Annotated in this window: 17 protein-coding genes; 12 read left to right on the top strand and 5 right to left on the bottom strand. The window is 37.2% G+C overall.

Features of this window, described 5'->3' with window-relative positions; all coding sequences use genetic code 11:
- Nucleotides 1–497: 497 nt before the first annotated feature.
- The 6 genes from ABU914_RS13085 (at nt 498) to ABU914_RS13110 (ending at nt 6,554) form a co-directional block, all read left to right on the top strand.
- Nucleotides 498–785, top strand: coding sequence for a metal-sensitive transcriptional regulator (locus ABU914_RS13085; RefSeq protein ID WP_379670156.1), 288 nt, complete (start codon nt 498–500; stop codon nt 783–785).
- 99 nt (nt 786–884) lie between these two features.
- Nucleotides 885–1,088 (top strand): copper chaperone CopZ, encoded by a 204-nt coding sequence (copZ, locus tag ABU914_RS13090; protein WP_379670157.1) that lies wholly within the window; start codon nt 885–887, stop codon nt 1,086–1,088.
- A gap of 124 nt (nt 1,089–1,212) precedes the next feature.
- Complete coding sequence (locus ABU914_RS13095) at nt 1,213–3,630, top strand: heavy metal translocating P-type ATPase (RefSeq protein WP_379670158.1); 2,418 nt, start codon at nt 1,213–1,215, stop codon at nt 3,628–3,630.
- 18 nt (nt 3,631–3,648) lie between these two features.
- On the top strand, nt 3,649–5,706 hold the full coding sequence (locus ABU914_RS13100) for a copper-translocating P-type ATPase (RefSeq protein WP_379670159.1): 2,058 nt from the start codon (nt 3,649–3,651) through the stop codon (nt 5,704–5,706).
- A 58-nt stretch (nt 5,707–5,764) separates the two neighbouring features.
- Nucleotides 5,765–6,019: an SHOCT domain-containing protein gene (locus tag ABU914_RS13105; protein ID WP_379670160.1), complete on the top strand. Its 255-nt coding sequence runs from the start codon at nt 5,765–5,767 to the stop codon at nt 6,017–6,019.
- A 319-nt stretch (nt 6,020–6,338) separates the two neighbouring features.
- The gene (locus ABU914_RS13110; RefSeq protein ID WP_379670161.1) at nt 6,339–6,554 is read left to right on the top strand and encodes a hypothetical protein; all 216 of its coding nucleotides are present in this window, start codon (nt 6,339–6,341) and stop codon (nt 6,552–6,554) included.
- A 190-nt stretch (nt 6,555–6,744) separates the two neighbouring features.
- On the opposite strand, the gene ABU914_RS13115 is transcribed toward ABU914_RS13110, so the two are convergent.
- On the bottom strand, nt 6,745–7,683 hold the full coding sequence (locus tag ABU914_RS13115; RefSeq protein ID WP_379670162.1) for an endonuclease I family protein: 939 nt from the start codon (nt 7,681–7,683) through the stop codon (nt 6,745–6,747).
- Nucleotides 7,684–7,834: 151 nt separating this feature from the next.
- Nucleotides 7,835–8,083, bottom strand: coding sequence for a class I SAM-dependent methyltransferase (locus tag ABU914_RS13120; protein WP_379670163.1), 249 nt, complete (start codon nt 8,081–8,083; stop codon nt 7,835–7,837).
- 547 nt (nt 8,084–8,630) lie between these two features.
- Here ABU914_RS13120 and ABU914_RS13125 point away from each other — a divergent pair.
- Nucleotides 8,631–10,097, top strand: coding sequence for a multicopper oxidase family protein (locus tag ABU914_RS13125; RefSeq protein WP_483880156.1), 1,467 nt, complete (start codon nt 8,631–8,633; stop codon nt 10,095–10,097).
- 221 nt (nt 10,098–10,318) lie between these two features.
- On the opposite strand, the gene ABU914_RS13130 is transcribed toward ABU914_RS13125, so the two are convergent.
- Nucleotides 10,319–11,413: a D-alanyl-D-alanine carboxypeptidase family protein gene (locus ABU914_RS13130; protein ID WP_379670165.1), complete on the bottom strand. Its 1,095-nt coding sequence runs from the start codon at nt 11,411–11,413 to the stop codon at nt 10,319–10,321.
- A gap of 393 nt (nt 11,414–11,806) precedes the next feature.
- Here ABU914_RS13130 and resB point away from each other — a divergent pair, with 393 nt between their 5' ends.
- Both resB and ccsB read left to right on the top strand, forming a co-directional pair.
- Nucleotides 11,807–13,444, top strand: coding sequence for a cytochrome c biogenesis protein ResB (gene resB, locus ABU914_RS13135; protein ID WP_379670166.1), 1,638 nt, complete (start codon nt 11,807–11,809; stop codon nt 13,442–13,444).
- A gap of 14 nt (nt 13,445–13,458) precedes the next feature.
- Complete coding sequence (gene ccsB, locus ABU914_RS13140) at nt 13,459–14,646, top strand: c-type cytochrome biogenesis protein CcsB (RefSeq protein WP_379670167.1); 1,188 nt, start codon at nt 13,459–13,461, stop codon at nt 14,644–14,646.
- A 93-nt stretch (nt 14,647–14,739) separates the two neighbouring features.
- Here ccsB and ABU914_RS13145 read toward each other — a convergent pair whose 3' ends face one another.
- Nucleotides 14,740–14,850: a YwmB family TATA-box binding protein gene (locus tag ABU914_RS13145; RefSeq protein ID WP_379670168.1), complete on the bottom strand. Its 111-nt coding sequence runs from the start codon at nt 14,848–14,850 to the stop codon at nt 14,740–14,742.
- Between the two features lie 98 nt (nt 14,851–14,948).
- Here ABU914_RS13145 and ABU914_RS13150 point away from each other — a divergent pair, with 98 nt between their 5' ends.
- Nucleotides 14,949–15,623: a response regulator transcription factor gene (locus ABU914_RS13150; RefSeq protein ID WP_379670169.1), complete on the top strand. Its 675-nt coding sequence runs from the start codon at nt 14,949–14,951 to the stop codon at nt 15,621–15,623.
- Between the two features lie 204 nt (nt 15,624–15,827).
- Here ABU914_RS13150 and ABU914_RS13155 read toward each other — a convergent pair whose 3' ends face one another.
- On the bottom strand, nt 15,828–16,427 hold the full coding sequence (locus tag ABU914_RS13155) for a YdhK family protein (protein WP_379670170.1): 600 nt from the start codon (nt 16,425–16,427) through the stop codon (nt 15,828–15,830).
- A 458-nt stretch (nt 16,428–16,885) separates the two neighbouring features.
- On the opposite strand from ABU914_RS13155, the gene ABU914_RS13160 reads away from it, so the two are divergent.
- The gene (locus tag ABU914_RS13160) at nt 16,886–17,800 is read left to right on the top strand and encodes a plastocyanin/azurin family copper-binding protein (protein WP_379670171.1); all 915 of its coding nucleotides are present in this window, start codon (nt 16,886–16,888) and stop codon (nt 17,798–17,800) included.
- A 33-nt stretch (nt 17,801–17,833) separates the two neighbouring features.
- A complete protein-coding gene (locus tag ABU914_RS13165) occupies nt 17,834–19,753 on the top strand; it encodes a stage V sporulation protein D (protein WP_379670172.1) in 1,920 nt (639 codons plus the stop codon).
- Nucleotides 19,754–19,890: the final 137 nt, after the last annotated feature.

Genomic DNA, 19,890 nt, shown 5'->3' on the forward strand with positions numbered 1-19,890 from the left:
ATATCGTTTCCTTTTTTGTTTCATAAACCTACCTTAACATATCCTTTCTTGCTGTCTAAAATCTTGGGTCCATTATAAAGCATCGATAAGGATCTGAATGAAAAACTAAACATGAGGTAAAGAAGGATGCCCTTTTGAAAAGGGTTATCCTTCCTTTAATGTGTTGACATTGTTAAAAAAGTGCTTAAAAGTTCAGTCGAAGAATGGTATTCAGCAAGGATATACACAGTTATCGGAGAGTCACAAAGTGAATTGGAAATTTATATATTTTTCCTTTTAGTATGCGGAATACTTTACATACTTAGATCAGTCTGAACAAGAATCAGAAAGGGAATCTTTGCCATCATCTAATAAGATTCTTAGTCATTTATTTTAGGACACCTTATTTAACACTGAATAAATTTTAAAGATTGTTATAGGCATACAACATTGACATTTTAAAATCTGTTGTTAATATAAAATTACAGGGTATGAGTATAAAATAGGGGTGAAATGGCATGTCAAAAGAAGTGAAAATTACAGTTCAGCCACATAAACAACAACTGCTTAACCGTTTAAAACGAATTGAAGGACAAGTGCGGGGGATTCATAAAATGGTGGAAAATGACCGCTATTGTGTAGACATTTTACATCAGATTAGCGCTATTCAATCAGCGATCAACAAAGTCTCTCTTGCATTACTTGAAGATCATACACACCATTGTGTTTCAAATGCGATTAAAGCAAATAATGGAGAAGAAGCGATAAAAGAATTAATGGATGTTATGAAAACGATGATGAAGTAACAATTGCCCAACATTGGGTGTTTTTATTTTATCCATTGACATACATTACATGGGTATAGTAAATTAATATTGAAAACAATAACATTGGAGGTTATATACATGAAAGAAACGATAAAAGTACAAGGAATGTCTTGCAATCATTGTGTTAACTCAGTTGAGGGAAGTGTAGGAAAGCTTGCAGGTGTTTCGTCTGTAAAGGTTAATCTTCAAGCTGGTGAAGTCTCTGTTGAGTTTGACAACAAACAGACGACGTTAGAAAAGATTAAAGAAACCATCGAAGAACAAGGTTATGACATTGCATAAATTAGCTACGAATTAAACAATACATGCTTAAATACATTAGTAAGCAGCGAAAAGATCATGCATTAACGTATGATCTTTCTTTTTAACAAAAATCATACCCCCTACAAGTATGGAGGGAAACAACATGGCGATTGAAGAAAAGACACTACAAATTACCGGAATGACTTGCGCAGCCTGTGCCAATCGGATTGAAAAAGGCCTTTCAAAACTAGACGGTGTTGAAGAGGCAAATGTAAATTTCGCCCTTGAACGGTCAACCGTTATTTATGATCCAGAAAAAACGAGCGTCGATTTGCTAAAGGAAAAGATCGGAAACTTGGGGTATAGCATTATTGAGCAAAAATCTGAATTCGACATTTCAGGTATGACCTGTGCCGCTTGTGCGGCGAAAATTGAACAAAGAATAAATAAATTGGATGGCGTCTCAAATGCAACGGTCAATTTTGCGTTAGAGACGATGTTAGTTGAATATGATGAGCATCAAGTGACTCCTGTTAATATGATTGAAGCTATTGATAGGCTCGGGTACACATTAATTCCTAAGCAAGAGCATAATGAAAAACTTGATCATAAACAGCAGGAGATCATAAAACAAACGAGAAAGTTTATATTTTCGCTTATTTTGACATTACCTTTGTTGTGGACAATGGTTGCCCACTTTAATTTCATGTCGTTCATCTACTTGCCGGACATATTGATGAACCCGTGGGTACAACTCATATTAGCAACGCCGATTCAATTTTATGTAGGTGGGCAATTTTATAAAGGTGCTTATTTATCGTTGAAAAATAAAAGCGCAAATATGGATGTGCTTGTGGCACTTGGAACGAGTGCTGCGTATTTTTACAGCATTTATCTCGGCTTGGAATGGGTTAAAGCTGGTAGCATTGGAATGCCGGAACTTTACTTTGAGGCGTCTGCGGTTATTATTACGCTCATTGTTCTCGGGAAGTTATTTGAAGTCCGTGCAAAAGGAAAAACAAGTCGAGCGATTCAAAAACTCCTCGGGTTGCAAGCAAAAACAGCTCGTATTATAAAAAATGACATTGAAACAGAGGTGCCAATCGAGGAAGTTGTAACTGGGGATACGATTATCGTACGTCCCGGTGAAAAAATACCGGTAGACGGTGAAATTATAGACGGCCATTCAGCGATTGACGAGTCTATGCTGACAGGCGAAAGCATTCCAGTTGATAAAGTGATCGGGGATGCTGTTATTGGGGCGACCATTAATAAAAACGGTGTATTGAAAATTAAAGCAACAAAAGTGGGGAAAGATTCGGCACTTGCGCAAATTGTAAAAGTTGTCGAAGAAGCGCAAGGATCGAAAGCAGATATTCAGCGTTTGGCCGACAAGATATCTGGCATCTTTGTACCGGTTGTTGTGGCGATTGCAATTTGTACTTTACTAATATGGTATTTTATTGTAACACCTGGGGATTTCCGTTCAGCGCTTATTCCAATGATTTCAATCTTGGTTATCGCTTGTCCATGTGCACTCGGTTTGGCAACGCCGACATCGATAATGGCAGGTTCTGGCCGTGCTGCTGAAATGGGTCTTCTATTTAAAGGCGGGGAACATTTAGAAAATACGCAATCAGTTGACACGATTATTTTGGATAAAACGGGAACGGTAACTAAAGGTGAGCCAGCCTTGACGGATGTTTCGATTGCAGAAGGCATGTCGGAAGTGGAAATTCTCCAACTAGTTGCTTCGGCAGAAAATCAATCTGAACACCCGTTAGCGCAAGCAATTGTTAAAGGTGTTAAAGATAAGGGTATAGCACTATTAGAAGTAAATGAATTTCAAGCAATACCGGGCTACGGAATTCGGGCTTTTGTGAGTGACAAAGAAGTATTGGTTGGTACAAGAAGACTCATGGTTGAAAACGATGTGCAAATTGAAGAAGTAGAAATGATTATGAATGCACTTGAGAATGAAGGAAAAACAGCAATGTTGATTGCAGTAAACGGAAAATATGCAGGGATTGTGGCAGTGGCTGATACAGTAAAAGAAACGTCTAAAGAGGCGATTGCTAGAATGCAAAGTCTTGGTCTTGAAGTTATTATGCTTACAGGTGATAATAAGCGTACTGCCGAAGCTGTCGCAAGACAGGTTGGTTTAACAAAAGTAATTGCGGAAGTGTTACCTAAACAAAAGAGTGAGAAAGTCAAAAAACTTCAGGAACAAGGGAAAAAGGTAGCGATGGTTGGTGATGGTATTAATGATGCCCCTGCACTCGCTACAGCTGATATCGGCATGGCAGTAGGAACAGGAACGGATATTGCGATTGAAGCTGCTGATATTACGCTTATGCGCGGGGACTTGAACAGTGTTGCAGACGCAATCGTAATGAGTCGAAAAACAATGCGAAATATTAAACAGAACTTATTCTTTGCATTTTTTTACAATACTGTCGGGATTCCGATTGCCGCACTTGGCTTATTAGCACCTTGGGTAGCAGGTGCAGCCATGGCGTTCAGTTCTGTATCAGTAGTTTTAAATGCATTACGACTTCAAAAAGTTACTCTAACGAAATAAGACAAAGGAGATAGAAAGATGAATAACCACGAACACCATCATTCTACACATCATGAATCTCCACACAACCATGCGAATCACGACCATCATCAAGCTCATGGTCATGGTGGCCATTCTGGTCATCATGACCACCATGCCCATATGGTAGAGGACTTCAAAAAGCGTTTCTACATATCATTAATTTTAGCCATACCTATTTTGATTTTATCACCGATGATTCAAATGTTCCTTGGAGTGGACTGGCGCTTCACTGGTGATATGTACATATTATTTGGCTTGTCATCGATTGTCTTTTTCCATGGAGGCTGGCCGTTTCTTACTGGAGCGAGAGACGAACTAAAAGACAAAACCCCAGGAATGATGACGCTTATTTCATTAGCAATTGTTGTGGCTTATGTTTATAGCTCGGCTGCCGTCTTCGGTTTTGCTGGGGAAGATTTCTTTTGGGAATTAGCAACTTTAATTGTGATTATGCTACTTGGTCATTGGATTGAAATGCGTTCTGTTATGGGTGCTTCAAAAGCCTTGGAAGAACTCGCAAAATTAATGCCATCAGAAGCAAGTGTTATTGATGAGGAAGGAAATGTAACTGTTGTTGATATTACTGAGTTAAAACACGGTGATCGCGTTCTAGTAAGACCTGGGGAAAAAATTCCGGTTGATGGTGAAATTATCGATGGAAAATCAACAATTGATGAATCTATGCTAACGGGTGAATCCGTTCCTGTTGAAAAGAAATCAGGTGATGAAGCGATCGGTGGTTCGGTAAATGGAGAAGGTTCTTTAGTTATCTCTATCGAGAAAACAGGTGAAGAAACTTACCTTTCTCAAGTGATTAAACTTGTGAAAGAAGCGCAGGAATCTAAATCGAAAGCGCAGGATCTTGCAAATCGGGCAGCAAAGTGGTTGTTTTATGGAGCACTTGCAGCAGGTCTAATTACCTTCGGGATTTGGATCGCTCTTGGTTATCCTATTTCTTTCGCAATTGTAAGAATGGTAACGGTCTTAATTATTGCATGTCCACATGCCCTTGGTCTTGCAGCTCCTCTCGTAGTTGCTGTATCCACATCAATTGCAGCTAAAAAGGGCTTATTGATTCGAAATCGAGCTGCATTTGAAAGTGCACGATTTATTGAAGCGGTTGTTTTTGATAAAACAGGTACGTTAACACGAGGCGAATTTGGTGTAACGAATGTTGCAACTGAAGGTTCGTACACAGAAGATGAAATCCTCGCTTTAGCTGCGGCAGTGGAATCTCATTCCGAGCACCCACTTGCACGTGGAATTTTGAAGTCTGCAGAAGAGAAAAAGCTTGCCATTAAACCGGTACAGAACTTTCAATCACTTACTGGGAAAGGGCTTTTTGGACAAGTTGATGGAAAAGAAATTATGGTTGTCAGTCCAGGGTATGTCCGATCTGAAAATTTATCCTTTGATGAAGGACCATTTAATGAATGGTCATCAGAGGGCAAAACCGTTGTCTTTACATTAGTGGATGGCAAGATTGGTGGCATGATTGCACTGGCAGACATTATCCGTGACACCGCAAAAGAAGCGATTAGTAAACTAAAAGAAATAAACGTTAAATCAATTATGCTTACAGGTGACAATGAAAAGGTTGCTCATTATGTAGGAGCAAAGCTAAATATGGATGAAATTTTTGCAGAAGTGCTACCGCATGACAAGTCCGATAAAATAGTAGAAATTCAAACAAAAGAAGGTCTTCGTGTAGCAATGACTGGGGATGGTGTTAATGATGCCCCAGCACTAGCAAAAGCTGACCTTGGGATTGCAGTTGGCGCTGGAACTGACGTTGCCATTGAAACAGCAGACGTTGTCCTAGTTAAAAGTAATCCAATGGACGTGTTAAATATCATCAAGCTGTCAAAGGCTACATATAGAAAAATGGTGCAAAATTTATGGTGGGCAGCCGGCTATAATATAGCTGCAATCCCTCTTGCAGCTGGTGTTCTTTACCCATTAGGCATTGTATTAAGTCCGGCAGTTGGAGCAATACTAATGTCACTAAGCACCGTTATTGTAGCAATTAATGCGAAGATGCTAAAAGTTGATTAAGTTATCATACGTGTTTTATAGCTTTTGAAATCCCCGTACTAAATGAGGAAGACAACCGATGTGGAACAACGAGCATCATTGGGGAAGCTATTTTCCAATGATGATGGGCGCTGGTATTATGATGCTAGTGTTCTGTGGATTGGTGATTTGGTTAGTCATATATGCCATTCGAAGATTATCACCAAACGAAAGACCAAATCATGTTGACAGCGCAGTTGATATATTAAGGCAGCGTTATGCAAAAGGAGAAATTGATGTAGAGGAATATAGAGAGCGTCTTAAGGAACTACAAGATTTATCGAAAAAGATATGATCGTAAACGCATGTGAATAATTGGCATGCGTTTTTTCTCTTTCTTAGGGAGCTAAAACATTCTAAGAGTTTTTAACACTTAAAGTCTTAACAAACCCCTAGAGGGTATACATATTCAATGAAGGCTGTGAATAAATTAAGAGTGGACAAAGGAGTAGGAGTGGGATTATGCCAAGTGCACTAGTTTTTATTATAAGTTTATGTGCAGTACAAGTAATTGCAATCGTACTGTAACTCATTATCGAAATGGATAACGATAATGAATGGTATGTAAATTTCTATGTCGCTTGGAATGTCGGTGGGAATTTTTTGAGTCAACCATGTATTCAGTCATTATCGGATTAATTGTTGGTTTTTTAGCTGGATTGCCAATTGGTTTGCCAGCTGTCATTGATGGAATGCTTTCTGGGTTTATGGGAGGGATGATGGGAGCTATGCTTGGTGAGATGGTGTCCATGCGAAACCTGAGGCAACAACAAAGCTACTCTCCTTATTGTTACCATGATTTTGTTGCTTGTTTTATATATGGTGAATGATATAGTCCGAAGACAATCCAATAAACCTATTTTTTCCTTTTTTAAACACCCGTTTTTATTGCTTATTCTTGTAGCAGCTCTGTTTATTGGTTTAAATTATATTGATGTGTATTAAGGCATCTCAAGCAACGTTAGAAGTCAATATCATAAACTATAAATCATTTCAGTTGAATAGATAATCGATATAAATTCATTCTAGTAGGATGTTTATTTTATGTATTAAATCTGGAAAATCAATAAATGGATTTCGGTTTCCTTGAATTTCAAAAATTGCTTTATTACGGTGTTTTTCATATTCCGTAATGGGAAACTCCATATGCCAACGTTTCAATAAATCAATGTTAATGCTTTTTCGAAATTGTCTCCTTATTCTTCGCGGGTAACGCATTATAAAGTAAAGCACAGCTCGTGCAACTATTCCTTTTCCGTATTTAGGTTCAAATCGGCATGTATCAAACAGACCGCAATGATTAGTATATAATATTGAATGCTCTCCTTTGTGAAATTCATAAAAAGGAAAATTGGAGCGAACAGTGTTACACTCATGTTCACAAGCAAATAGGTGATGTAGATCACCCTTCATCGGTTCTTTTGCTTTAAACCAGGATTGGGGTACAACGTGTTCTGTATTAAATTTATGCTGACGTGAAATGTTAATTACCTGTTTCTCAATCTCTTTATTTAGAAGGCGCGGGCTTTTAAGGAGTTGTCGGTAACTTTCAAATAGCTTTTCAATCGTTTCAAAGTCTTCCTCGATCACCTTTGAAGGATTTCTTTGTTTTCCAGAATAAATACTTTTTAAATGTCCGTTAGGCTGTAAGTCGACCCATGTATAAAGATATTGATCTTTACTGATATAGTAGGGGATCTTATATTTGTGAGTGGTAATAATTAGATCGCGAAACTCTTGAAATAACTGGGTGGGTGCTGACTTATCGGTGGATATATTGCAATAGTAATGTTCAATCCATGAGTTGTCTTGGTTTTCATCGTAATATAATTGTTCATTTGATTTAATTTTAGCTTGATTATTTAAGAGCTCCGATATAAGGACATCACGGTCACATTCATCCATACATTCTAATTCTTCTAAATGAGTTTGAATAAGTTCGTTATGTATTTTACTCATCCTTTCATTGTGCTCTTGGTTGAACCACGAAGGTATCCTGCTATTTTGCCTCTTTAGAAGGCGTTAATACGATTTCTTGCATAATCGTTCCCATTAAATCCTTCCTTGAATATTTTTCTGAACCAGCTTTTTTTATATTTTCTAAAGTATCTCAAAGTACGCATGTAGAAACTATCGAATCAAATGTATTGTCTTGAAAAGGTAATTCTTGAATATCAGCCTCTACAAGTCTAATAGGAAACTTATACTGACTGTTATTAGCTTTATCTTTTGCATGCTTTAACATATTCCGGCTAAAGTCTATGCCAGTTAGGGAACGAATGTACTCAGGATAATATGGTAAATTAGAACCTGTCCCTATGCCTACTTCTAGAACATCACCTAAAATTTGTTTAAGCAAATTAATTCGCCACTGTTTTTTATCATTACATCCATTTTGCTGTAAATTTTTGAGATCCGATTATAGCGACGTTTAATTTTTTCGTTTAGGCTATTTTTCAAAAAATCACCTTCTTTTTAGGGTACTATCAAAAAGTGAGATTACATTGATTATACACTGGTATACTAGTAAGTGTTGCGATTACCCTATGGAGTATAGTTTTTTTAGGTATTTTCTTCTTTCCAATTCCCCTGTTACTAGAAGTGCAAAATCCTGATCCGGAAAAGTAGAGTTCCAACTAACAGTTCAAAGAACTGCTGTGGAGTTTTTAAAGGGAATCAAGTAGAAACCCTTGATTATAATGTCCAGTTACAAGAGTTAAAAAAGGTGGCGCAGTTTCTATGAAAATTAAAAATGAGCTTTAAATTGGAATTGTTTGGAAGATGTAAGATATGAACTTCTATGATACCTCGTTCCATAAAATAAAATAAAATATTAAATGATTTTCCATAATTTCTCCACATCTTTCTGGTAACGTAATAATTGAAAGGAGAGATAAGGAATGGGGATAAAATTAAAAATTACCGCTTTAATGGTTAGTGTATTGATTATCACTGGTTGCAGTAGTAACAATTCGCAGCCTGACGTGGAAATGGGTCAATCAACTATGAATCATGACATGATGAAAGAGCACATGAGTCATGATGAAGTGGTAAGTTTAAACAATTCCACAGGGGAAAATGAATTGAATATCCCTTCCATGCTCGAAAGCGATAATGAAGAAGGAATCGTGTACACTGTTCGAGCACAAAAAGGGAAAACTGAAATATTCGACGGCACTGAATCGATAACCTACGGATACAACGGGTCATTTTTAGGACCGATGCTTCGTTTTGATAAAGGTGATACAGTAAAAATTAGAACGATAAATGAACTGGATGAGGAGACAACCTTTCATTGGCACGGTCTGGAAGTAGCAGGGGATGCGGATGGTGGACCGCATGATACGCTTAAACCGGGAGAAGAAAAGGTGATTGAATTTAAAGTGGAACAAGAAGCGTCAACGTTATGGTTCCATCCCCATCCGGAAGGCAAAACTGCTGAACAGGTATACAATGGACTTGCAGGATTGATTTATATTGAGGATGCTAATTCGAAAAGTCTTGGATTGCCAAATGATTATGGGAAGAATGATATTCCCTTGATTTTTCAAGATAGAACTTTTGATGATAAGAAACAATTGAATTACGACGCTGCAAGGAATGATGATGGTACAATCGGCGATACGTTATTGATTAATGGGACACTGAATCCCAAGTTGACTGTCAATAAAGAGAAAGTACGTCTCCGCTTATTAAATGGATCTAATGCACGGAATTACACCTTTAAGTTGAATACCGGAGATTCTTTTGTCCAAATTGCAACGGATGGCGGCTTCTTGAATGAACCAGTGACACTGAAAGAAATTACACTGACCCCATCCGAACGAGCGGAAATAGTTGTTGATTTTTCACAGCTTAAAACATCAAATGATTTGGCGTTAATAAATGAAGATGGATCGATTCTTTTGCCATTTGAAGTTTCTGATGAAAGCGGAGAGAGTAGGAACATTCCAAGAGAAATGAATAGTTTTTCAGTTACAGAGGAAGAGATGAGCTTACCAGTTACGAAAAAGGTTGAACTCTTTGGCATGATGGACCAGGTAACGATAAATGGAAAGAAATTTGATCCGGAAAGAATTGATTTTACACAACAACAAGGGGTTACTGAAGTATGGGAAATTTATAATAAACCGGACGAAATGGGCGGAATGATTCATCCATTCCACATTCATGGGGCTCAATTTAAAATCCTTTCAAGAAATGGACAAGAGCCACCGGAAAATGAGCGGGGATGGAAAGATAGTATTTCCATACAACCAGATGAGACAGTAAAAATAGCAATACAATTTAAGCATAAGGGCGTGTATATGTTCCACTGTCATATTCTTGAACATGAAGACAACGGTATGATGGGTCAAGTAAAGGTGGAATAAACGTCAATCCAATTATTTTAATCCATTTTCACCATTTAATGAGATTGGTCTATCAAAGTGCTCGGTAAAGATGACTCTAAATCCAACTTCTTCAGTTTTATACGGATACAGGAAAAATAAAGAATCAACCTGAATAGATTATTTAGTATGCGGGAGTTATTGCCCGCATTTTTTGATCTCTAGTAAACAAGAAAAGCAATAATCTTTTTTCAATGTTGGAGTTATTTTGAAATCATATTTATCAAAAATGATACAGTTGTAATTAACATAACTGCTAATACTACAAGATAGAAAAGGATCTGTTTTAAATTGGGGGTAAAACTCTGATTCTCACTACTTTGCTTGAAAGGTCTATCTTCGTTAATTTGTTTCGTAAATAAATCAGCCTGTTGTTTTTCCTCATCAATAACGTCATTATTCGATTCTTTCTGATTTTTTTTCATAGATAAAGAAAAACCTTCATCCAATAATTTCTTCATATCTTGGAAAGCTGTATCAACGTTATCAGAGCGAAATATGACAGCAATTAATTCAGTTTGATTGCGTTCGGCTGCCCCAACTACTGTGTATCGGGCTTTGTGAGTAAATCCATTCTTAACGCCCGTGGCCCCTCCGTATGAAGTGAGTAAACGATTGTGGTTGATGATTTGCGGTTCACCCGTCCATGGAAGGCCTAATTTTTTTGCTTCCTCTTTTTCATGGGACTCAAGCTCACTATTCCATAAATGTTTATCCCATTTATACGTTTTATGTCCCACTATCTTTTTAAAAACTGGATTTTTCATCGCATAACGTGTAATTATAGCCATGTCATAAGCGGTTGTGTAATGTAGGTCATTTGGAAGACCACTGGCATTCACAAAATTCGTGTTTTTTGCTCCAATAGAACGAGCAAAAGAAGTCATTTTTTGAGCAAATTCATTCTCTGTTTGTGAGATATGTTCAGCCACAGCTACTGCACCATCATTGCCTGAATGAAGCATTATGCCGTACAAGAGATCTTTCAAGTGAATCTGATCTCCTTCCTTTAACGTAAGACTTGATCCTTCAGTAGCTACAGCCTGTCGTGAAACGGTAACCACTTCATCCAATTCACTTTCCTCGATGGCTATTATTGCTGTGACAATCTTCGTAATACTTGCAGGGAAGTGTGCCTCATTCTTATTTTTTTCTAATAAAATTTCACCCGTGTCACTATCCATTACAACCCATGCATCTGCGGAAATAACATCCGACCAGTTCAGTTCAGCTTTAGCTAGATTCCCATTAATAAATAAGAGAATAATCACGACGTAGCTGAGTATGACTTTTTTCATGTTTTGCTCCTTTAGAATATTTAATTATTTGCAATCTGACAGTATTATTTTATGATATGAATTTATGGGTAATAACTAGATGACGATTAAAACCGATCCTATTAATGATTTATCAGTACGTGTAACGAGTACCTAGTCAACTATGGGAATAGCCCTCTTTTTACTTGATTACGAAAGAAGTCTGTTATTGATAGGTATCATTTAATCGTGTGATTATATTGTCCATCACTGTTTTCTGCACTTACACTATTTCTGAAGGAGGCTCTTATTTTCATTTATCTTACAAATTGATGGCTAGTTATAGTGAGCACAACGGGTAATAGCCTTAAACTTCATACATTCTTCAAAATTGTTAGATATACTATGTTTGATAACTGTTATGAGGTGAAAGGAATGCAAGAAGTTGTGTGCGAATGCAGACATAGAAATCCTTATGGAACGATATTGTGTGAGTCATGCGGAAAACCGCTAGGCAGCGAGGAAAAATCAAATGAAGTATTAAATATGAGATACGAAGGGACTGCACGGCGATCCCAAACCTATAATAGAACAATTATTGATAAAGTTTGGAACTTTTTTTCTTCGGTTAAAGTCGGCGTGTGGATTATTATTATACTTGTTTTTGCGTCTGCAATGGGAACGTTATTTCCTCAACAAATGTTCATACCTCCTACTGAATCACCTGCGACTTATTATGCTGAACAATATGGGGGTTTAGGAGAACTTTACTACGTTTTAGGTTTTCACAATTTATACAGTGCTTGGTGGTATATTCTTTTGCTTGCGGCACTTGGCACATCAATTATCATTGCAAGCCTGGACCGATTTGTACCATTATACCGCTCGCTCAAAAATCAAAGAGTCACTCGACATGATAGTTTTATGAAAAGGCAACGTATTTTCGGTGTAACAAAAACAGAGAATCCAGATTTTGTCGTTGAGAAAGCGAAAAGCGAGCTTATGAAGAAACGCTACAAAGTAAAAGAAGAAAATGGGAACTTGCTTGCTGAAAAAGACCGTTTTTCAAGATGGGGTGCGTACGTTAACCACACTGGCTTAATTATATTTCTAATCGGTGCAATGCTACGTTTTTTTCCTGGTATGTATGTTGATGAAGTACTTTGGCTTCGTGACGGACAGAAATTGGCAGTTCCCGGGACAAATGGTGAATATTATTTGAAAAGCAACAAATTTTTCTATGAGGTTTATGGAGAAAATGAAGAAGAAAAGAAATTTGAAAATGCAATTAAAAGTACGTCACAGGGTGTCGTCGTAAAAAATTACCAAACAGATGCGACCCTTTATAAACGTAAGGGAGAAACCATTCCAGGCGCGGAACCAAAATTACAAAAAGTGAAAGATTATCCGATCCAGGTGAACAAACCACTTAAAATGGATGGCTATGCCCTATATCAAGTAGATTTTCGACTTAATGAATTAACAACAATGAGCTTCAATCTTGAGAAGAAAAGTAGCGAAGAAAACTTCGGGAATTTCACGGTTGATCTGTTTAAACCGGAAAAAAGTTACAATTTAGGAAACGGATATAAAGTTGAGTTAATGGATTACTTTCCTGACTTTGAGTTTGATAAAAAAGGCGAACCAACGACGAAATCAAAAACACCACGCAATCCAGCTTTTGTATTTAAAATGTTTACACCAGAAACACCTGAAGGGGAAGTAAGTTTTGTAGCTATTCGCCAAAACCTTGAGCCTCTCGGAGAAAACGAATACAAACTTAGCTTCAGTGGAATTGATACGGTGAATTCAACAGCTCTTGTCGTTAGAAAAGACCACACACTTTGGATTGTTGCAATTGGTGGAGCAATCTTCATGATTGGTGTTGTTCAAGGCATGTACTGGCATCATAGGAGAATTTGGATTAGTCAAAAAGACAATGAAATTTGGATCGCTGGCCATACGAACAAGGGATGGTTTGGGATGAAAAAAGAAATGGACATGCTAGCCGAAAGGATTGGCATTCTTAAACCAATTGATCAAGTTGAAGAAAAAAATAAGAGTACAGTGTAAGGAAGGAGTTTATTATGGAACAGTTAAGTAGTAATTTGTTGTTAATTGCTTTTATTCTTTATTTGATTTCGACATTTATCTTTGCTGGATCGATTACTAATAAAAAGTACAGCACGGAAAAACAGCTTGCAAGAAATAAAAAATGGGGGAAAGCTGGAATTACCGTTACAATTATTGGTTTTTTGTTTCAACTCGGGTATTTTATTACGCGTTGGATTGTAAGCGGGCATATTCCAAACAGCAACTTGTTTGAGTTCACGACGTATTTTGGCATGGCGGTTGTGCTCGGCTTCATTATCCTGCATTTCATGTATAAAGTGAACATAGTTGGGGTTGCTGCGATGCCGATTGCCGCACTGATTATTGCCTATGCAAGTGTTTTCCCACGTGATATTCAACCGCTGATTCCCGCACTCCAATCGGAATGGCTGATTATACACGTATCAACTGTTGCAGTTGCACAAGGGGTGCTTGCCATTAGTTTTATTGCGGGACTTGTTTATTTGTTACGCAGTGTTGATCAAACTAAACCAGGAAAGCAAACGTTTTGGCTTGAAGTGATTATGTATTCGCTTGTAAGCGTCGTGGCATTCGTCATTGTTATTTTTTCGTTTCGGGCAGTTGATTATGAAACAACGTTTAAATGGATTGATAAAACAGGCAACGAAGCAAAACTTATTTATAACATCCCTGCATTGATAGGGCCTCATCAAGGAGAAATTATTAGTGGAAATGATTTTGAACCTTTATTCAGCGTTCCCGCTATTATTGCAGCAAGTAAATTAAACTCAGTCATCTGGGCCATTTTCGCAGGCCTCGTTCTCTATTTACTATTGCGTCTCGTTTTCAGGAAACGAATCGCTTCCGTTCTCCAGCCTGTATTTAAAAATGTGAATCTTGAGTTAGTTGACGAAATAAGCTTTCGTGCCGTAGCGATTGGATTTCCCTTATTTGCCCTTGGTGGTCTAATCTTTGCAATGATTTGGGCACAAATCGCATGGACACGGTTTTGGGGATGGGATCCGAAAGAAGTATGGGCATTGATAACATTCTTATTTTATGCCGCCTATTTACATTTACGCCTATCACGAGGGTGGCATGGCACAAAGTCATCTTGGCTTGCAGTCATTGGCTTTGCCATAATTATGTTTAATCTCATCGCTGTCAATTTGGTTATAGCTGGACTTCATTCGTACGCGTAATAAGGTACAAAGAGTTGAGTTATTCAAAGTTTTAGTGGTCGATCACTTGTGGAAGACAGATAGGAACATCCCACTGGCCAAGCAGTTCTTTCGTTATTGGTAAGTGGGGCGTTTTTCTATTCGGATCCTAATAATAGGAGTACCCATAGTCACACTTAATTTATTATCTTGTGGATTAAACCTCATACTAATTTGTAAATTCATTTCTTGATATAGGTCATCTAAAATTAAAAGATTAATAATTATTGCTTAAACTTTTTTCGGGGTATGAAGGCGTAAAAGGTGAGGAAAGGACAATAAAATTGAAAAAAGTTTTGATTGTTCACGATGAAGAAAAAATAGGGAATAAGATTTCACACTTCCTGTCACTATCTGGCTATGAGTGGATAAAAGCTTTTTCCGGGGAAACAATGGACGTGTTAGAAAATAAAGTGGTTGATTTGGTGCTTCTAGACAGTGACAGTATGATGTCAGAAATGGATGGGTGGAATACTTGTCGTGAAATACGAAAATATTACAATACACCAATCATTATCCTGTCAGCAAAAGGAGAGAAATTGGATATAATTAAAGGCTTGAAAATGGGAGCTGATGACTACATCACTAAGCCATTCGATGAGGAAGTATTAGTAGCTAGAATCGAAGCTGTGGTGAGAAGAGGAAATCTTAAACAGACCAATCAAATCAAATTTAATGGATTAATATGGCATAGCCAACAATATGTTTTGACTTACCAAGCTAGAGAAATCCATTTAACACCAAAAGAGTTTGAGATGATTGGTCTTTTCTTAAAGAATCAACAAACAGCATTTAGCCGAAAACAGTTAATTGAAATGATTTGGGGGCTTGATTCGAAAACAGAAGAAAGAACAATAGACTCCCATATTCGTAATATTCGTGATAAATGTCGAAAAGCTGGCTTTCCAATTGATAACCATTTGAAAACCCTTTGGGGAGTAGGGTATAAACTGATCTAATGATAAATCTTACAAACTAATGAGTTACAAGTTTATTGGTTGGGACTTCAATGGGTTCCTGATTTTTATAGAAAAAACTATTTCTCCACTACGCTAATTAAAGCAAAACGAATGCCAAAAAACTGTATGATCCCAATTAAATGCAAGATTAAAAGACAGACTATGTTCAAGAATATACATTAACTTAAGGATAAATATTTGATATTATTTAACAGGTGATAATTCACTTTCTGTTACCCATTTATGATTTCTAACTTCTTCTCCGTAGGTAGTTGGAGTGAAATTAACCATATATACAGTCGTTTTTTCAGCTGAATCGATTTCAGCAGTCGCACCGTCCATACCTTCCATATGATCTGCATTTACTGTAACCTCTGTTCCGGGTTCTAATGGTGCCTCTCCAACACTTTGTAACTCTTCGTGAATAATCCATTTATGATTTTCAACCCTTTCTCCGCCAGTTGTCGGAGTATAGGAAATCGTATAAACGGTTGTATCATACGCACCTACAATCGTTGCTTTAGCGCCCTTCATACCTGCCATGTGATCTGCTTCGATAATTGCCTGACTTCCGGCTTCATAGGTTGGATTTTCCGCTACTTTTAAACCTTCGGGTACTTTACCTGAGCTAGACATGTCCATATTCCCATGGTTCTTGTCTTCCCCCCCAATCTCCATGTCATCCATGTTTTCTGTAATTTCTGTGTTTTCCGTGTTGTCATCATTAGCCTTGGCGCAGGCTGCCAGTACTACGAAAAGGACTACAAATAATACTATTGGCTTCCTTATTTCTTTTTTTAACATGTAAAAAAACCTCCTTTGATCATAGAAAATACACACCAAGAAAAAATGCAGGAAACATCGAGTAAGCTTATTGGATAAAGAAGCATATTACTCTATTTCCCTAATAGAATATATTTTATTCCCAAAAAATCGAGAAGTTGTGCCTTAAGGGTTTCTACAACAACTTCTTTCTTTCAAATAAGCTAAGTAATTACGTAACCTTTGTTTTTATCTGCATCCCATATTGGGAGCTATAATTAGCAAATTTTTGACCATCGTTTATATCGACAAAATAATGCAACGAGCAATACAACTTCGATCAGCCTTTTTAAGATAATCCTTTTTCAGACCATTTCAAATCATTATTTAATGTTTTTATATGGAAAAACAAAATTTCAAAGCAGTTCCATGGATTACACAAAGGACTAGGCTCCTTTTTTAAACATATGATTTAGTAATAAGAGGAAGGGAGAAAACAAATGAGTTTTACCATAATAATTATGCTTGTTTGTTCGGTATTTCTAATATTCATGCTAATTGTAATGCCATTAAAGAGAAAGATATCGCATATGGCCGGAATGATGGCAGCTATGTCAGTGGGGATGACAATAGGATTGCTGGTTGGAACAATTCTTGGGGTCGTTTTCAAGGGAGATCTATTTCTCTCTACGGTATTAGGAATGATGGCTGGTGCAATAGGTGGGGGCATTGCTGGTATTCCCTTCAATTCGTATGCAGTAGTAGATGGTGTTCTGTCCGGAGTCATGGGGGGGATGATGGGAGCAATGCTGGGTGAAATGATTGCTCCCGAACAAAGTGAAGCAATGGTAAAAATTATGTTTGTTCTGTTTGTCTGCAGCCAATTAACAATGTTTTATATTTTAAGTATAGAAACAGAGAAAAAAGTGAAAGGTAAATATTTGAAATTTATACAAAATCCCGCACTTATGGCCATCGGAGTAGTAAGTTTCTTTTATTTATTTAACCAACTACCACCCTTATTTGACTTTAATGGATCCATGACAAAACAGGAAAGCCAAGCTGAGCAACTTAAAAATATAGGGAGCCGGGAAATCTTGATATCCACAATAGAATATTCTTATCAACCTAGTTCATTTAATATCGATTTTGAAGAAACTGTAACCATAAAGCTACTAAATAATGGGGAAGTAGAGCATGATTTGGAAATTGTGGGGTTAAAGGCGGAACTTTTAAACAGTGAAAAGGTACATAAACACCACGATATGCAAGAATCTGTAGTGCATATACATGCTAAGCCTGGAGAGGAAGTAGAACTAACTTTTAAATCTTTACAGAAAGGACGATTCTCATTTTACTGTACTATTCCCGGACATAAAGAAGCAGGAATGATCGGAACAGTTAACATTTTATAATTCAAAATCATTAGCTTTTTTGGGGGGATACAATTGCTTGTTTCAAATGTAACGGTTCGTAAACGATTACTGCTTGTTTTTATCTGTGGATTGGTAATTATGCTTGTAATTGGGCTTCGGTTAGGATACATTCAGTTTATTCTTGGCGATTGGCTGACAGGGAGGGCACTCGAATTATCGAGTCGTGATATTCCTTTTGAAGGAAAACGAGGAGAAATAGTCGATCGGAACGGAGTCCCCCTAGTACAAAACACAAGTGCTCCTTCTGTTTACGTAATTCCAAGGCAAGTCATTGATCCAATCAAAACTGCTGAAAAACTACATTTAATCCTTGAAGGTGATAAGGAAGATATCTATGGTCAAATTACGAAAAACGAATCTATTGTTAAAATTCAACCACTTGGAAGGAAAATTTCGAATGAGAAGGCTAAACAAATCAAGAAATTGAATATTCTCGGAGTATTCATTGGAGAAGATTATAAGCGAGATTATCCATTTGGAAGTAATCTTTCCCATGTGCTTGGGTTTACAGGAATAGATAATCAAGGATTAATGGGTTTGGAACTTTTTTATAATGAACAATTAAGTGGGGAAAAAGGGAGAGTATCCTTCTATTCTGATGCAAAGGGAAATAAAATCCCATCTTTAAGTGATGAATATAAGCCTCCAAAAGACGGATTGAACTTAAAATTAACAATTGATAGCAAAATTCAATCCATTGTGGAAAGAGAATTGGATATTGCCGTTGCAAAATATAATCCTGACGGAGGCCTTGCGATTGCGATGAACCCCAATACAGGAGAGATATTAGCAATGTCTAATCGTCCTGACTTTACTCCTTTAAATTATAACGAATATCCTCCGGAAATTTACAATCGCAATCGTCCGATTTGGAGTCAATATGAACCTGGCTCAACCTTTAAGATTATTACTTTAACTTCCGCTCTCGAAGAAAAAGTTGTGGACTTAGAGAAAGATACCTTTTTTGATCCAGGTTATATCATGGTCGGGGGGCAGAAAATCCGTTCTTGGAAAAAAGGTGGACATGGGCAGCAAACATTTCTAGAAGGGGTAGAAAATTCGAGTAATCCCGGGTTTGTATTGCTGGGGCAACGACTAGGCAAGGAAAAGTTATTTTCCTACATTCATAAGTTTGGATTTGGGAAGAAAACAGGAATTGATCTACAAGGAGAAGGAACAGGCATACTATTTCCATTGGAACGTGTTGGACCTGTAGAGCTTGCTACGACATCTTTTGGTCAAGGTGTGTCAGTCACTCCGATTCAACAAGTGACAGCTGTTTCAGCAGCTATAAATGGTGGTTATCTGTATAAGCCCTATATTGCAAAGGAATGGATCGATCCGCAAACAGAACAAGTTGTAAGTAAAACATCCCCACAAATGAAGCAAAGGGTGATTTCTGAAGAAACATCTAAGCAAGTTCGATATGCATTAGAAAGTGTTGTAGCTAAAGGAACAGGGAAAAATGCATTTGTAGACGGTTATCGTGTGGGTGGAAAAACAGGAACAGCCCAAAAGGTTGAAGGTGGTCGCTATTTAAAAAATAATTATATTGTTTCTTTTATTGGTTTTGCACCTGCTGATGATCCGCAAATTGTTGTTTATGTAGCAATAGATAACCCTAAAAACACCTTGCAATTTGGTGGGGTTGTTGCTGCACCAATTGTTGGTACTATTATTGAAGATAGCTTGAGTGTAATGGAAGTGCCAAAACGTAAAAACCAACTAGAAAAAGAAAAGACTTGGTTAGATGAAGAGTTAATCATTGTTCCAGATTTAATTGGAATGGAGAAAAAAGATATTTTTGATAGTTATTATGATTTAAAAATAGATGCTGCCGGTGAGGGGAGTACGGTTGTTGATCAAGCTCCTGAAGCAGGTGAAAAGGTAAAGGTAGGATCAACCATTCGATTATTATTTGGAAACGAGTAACTTTTAACTTATAAAAGTCAAAAATGAATGGAGTTGTCCCAAAATCGATGAATAATTGACTTTTTAGGGTAACTCTCATTTTTTTCATTTTTTAGCACAAAAGAAATCGCCCTTTACTTTTTTATTAATACGCCAAT

The sequence above is a fragment of the Pueribacillus sp. YX66 genome, assembly GCF_041725775.1.
GTDB lineage: Bacteria > Bacillota > Bacilli > Bacillales > UBA6769 > Pueribacillus.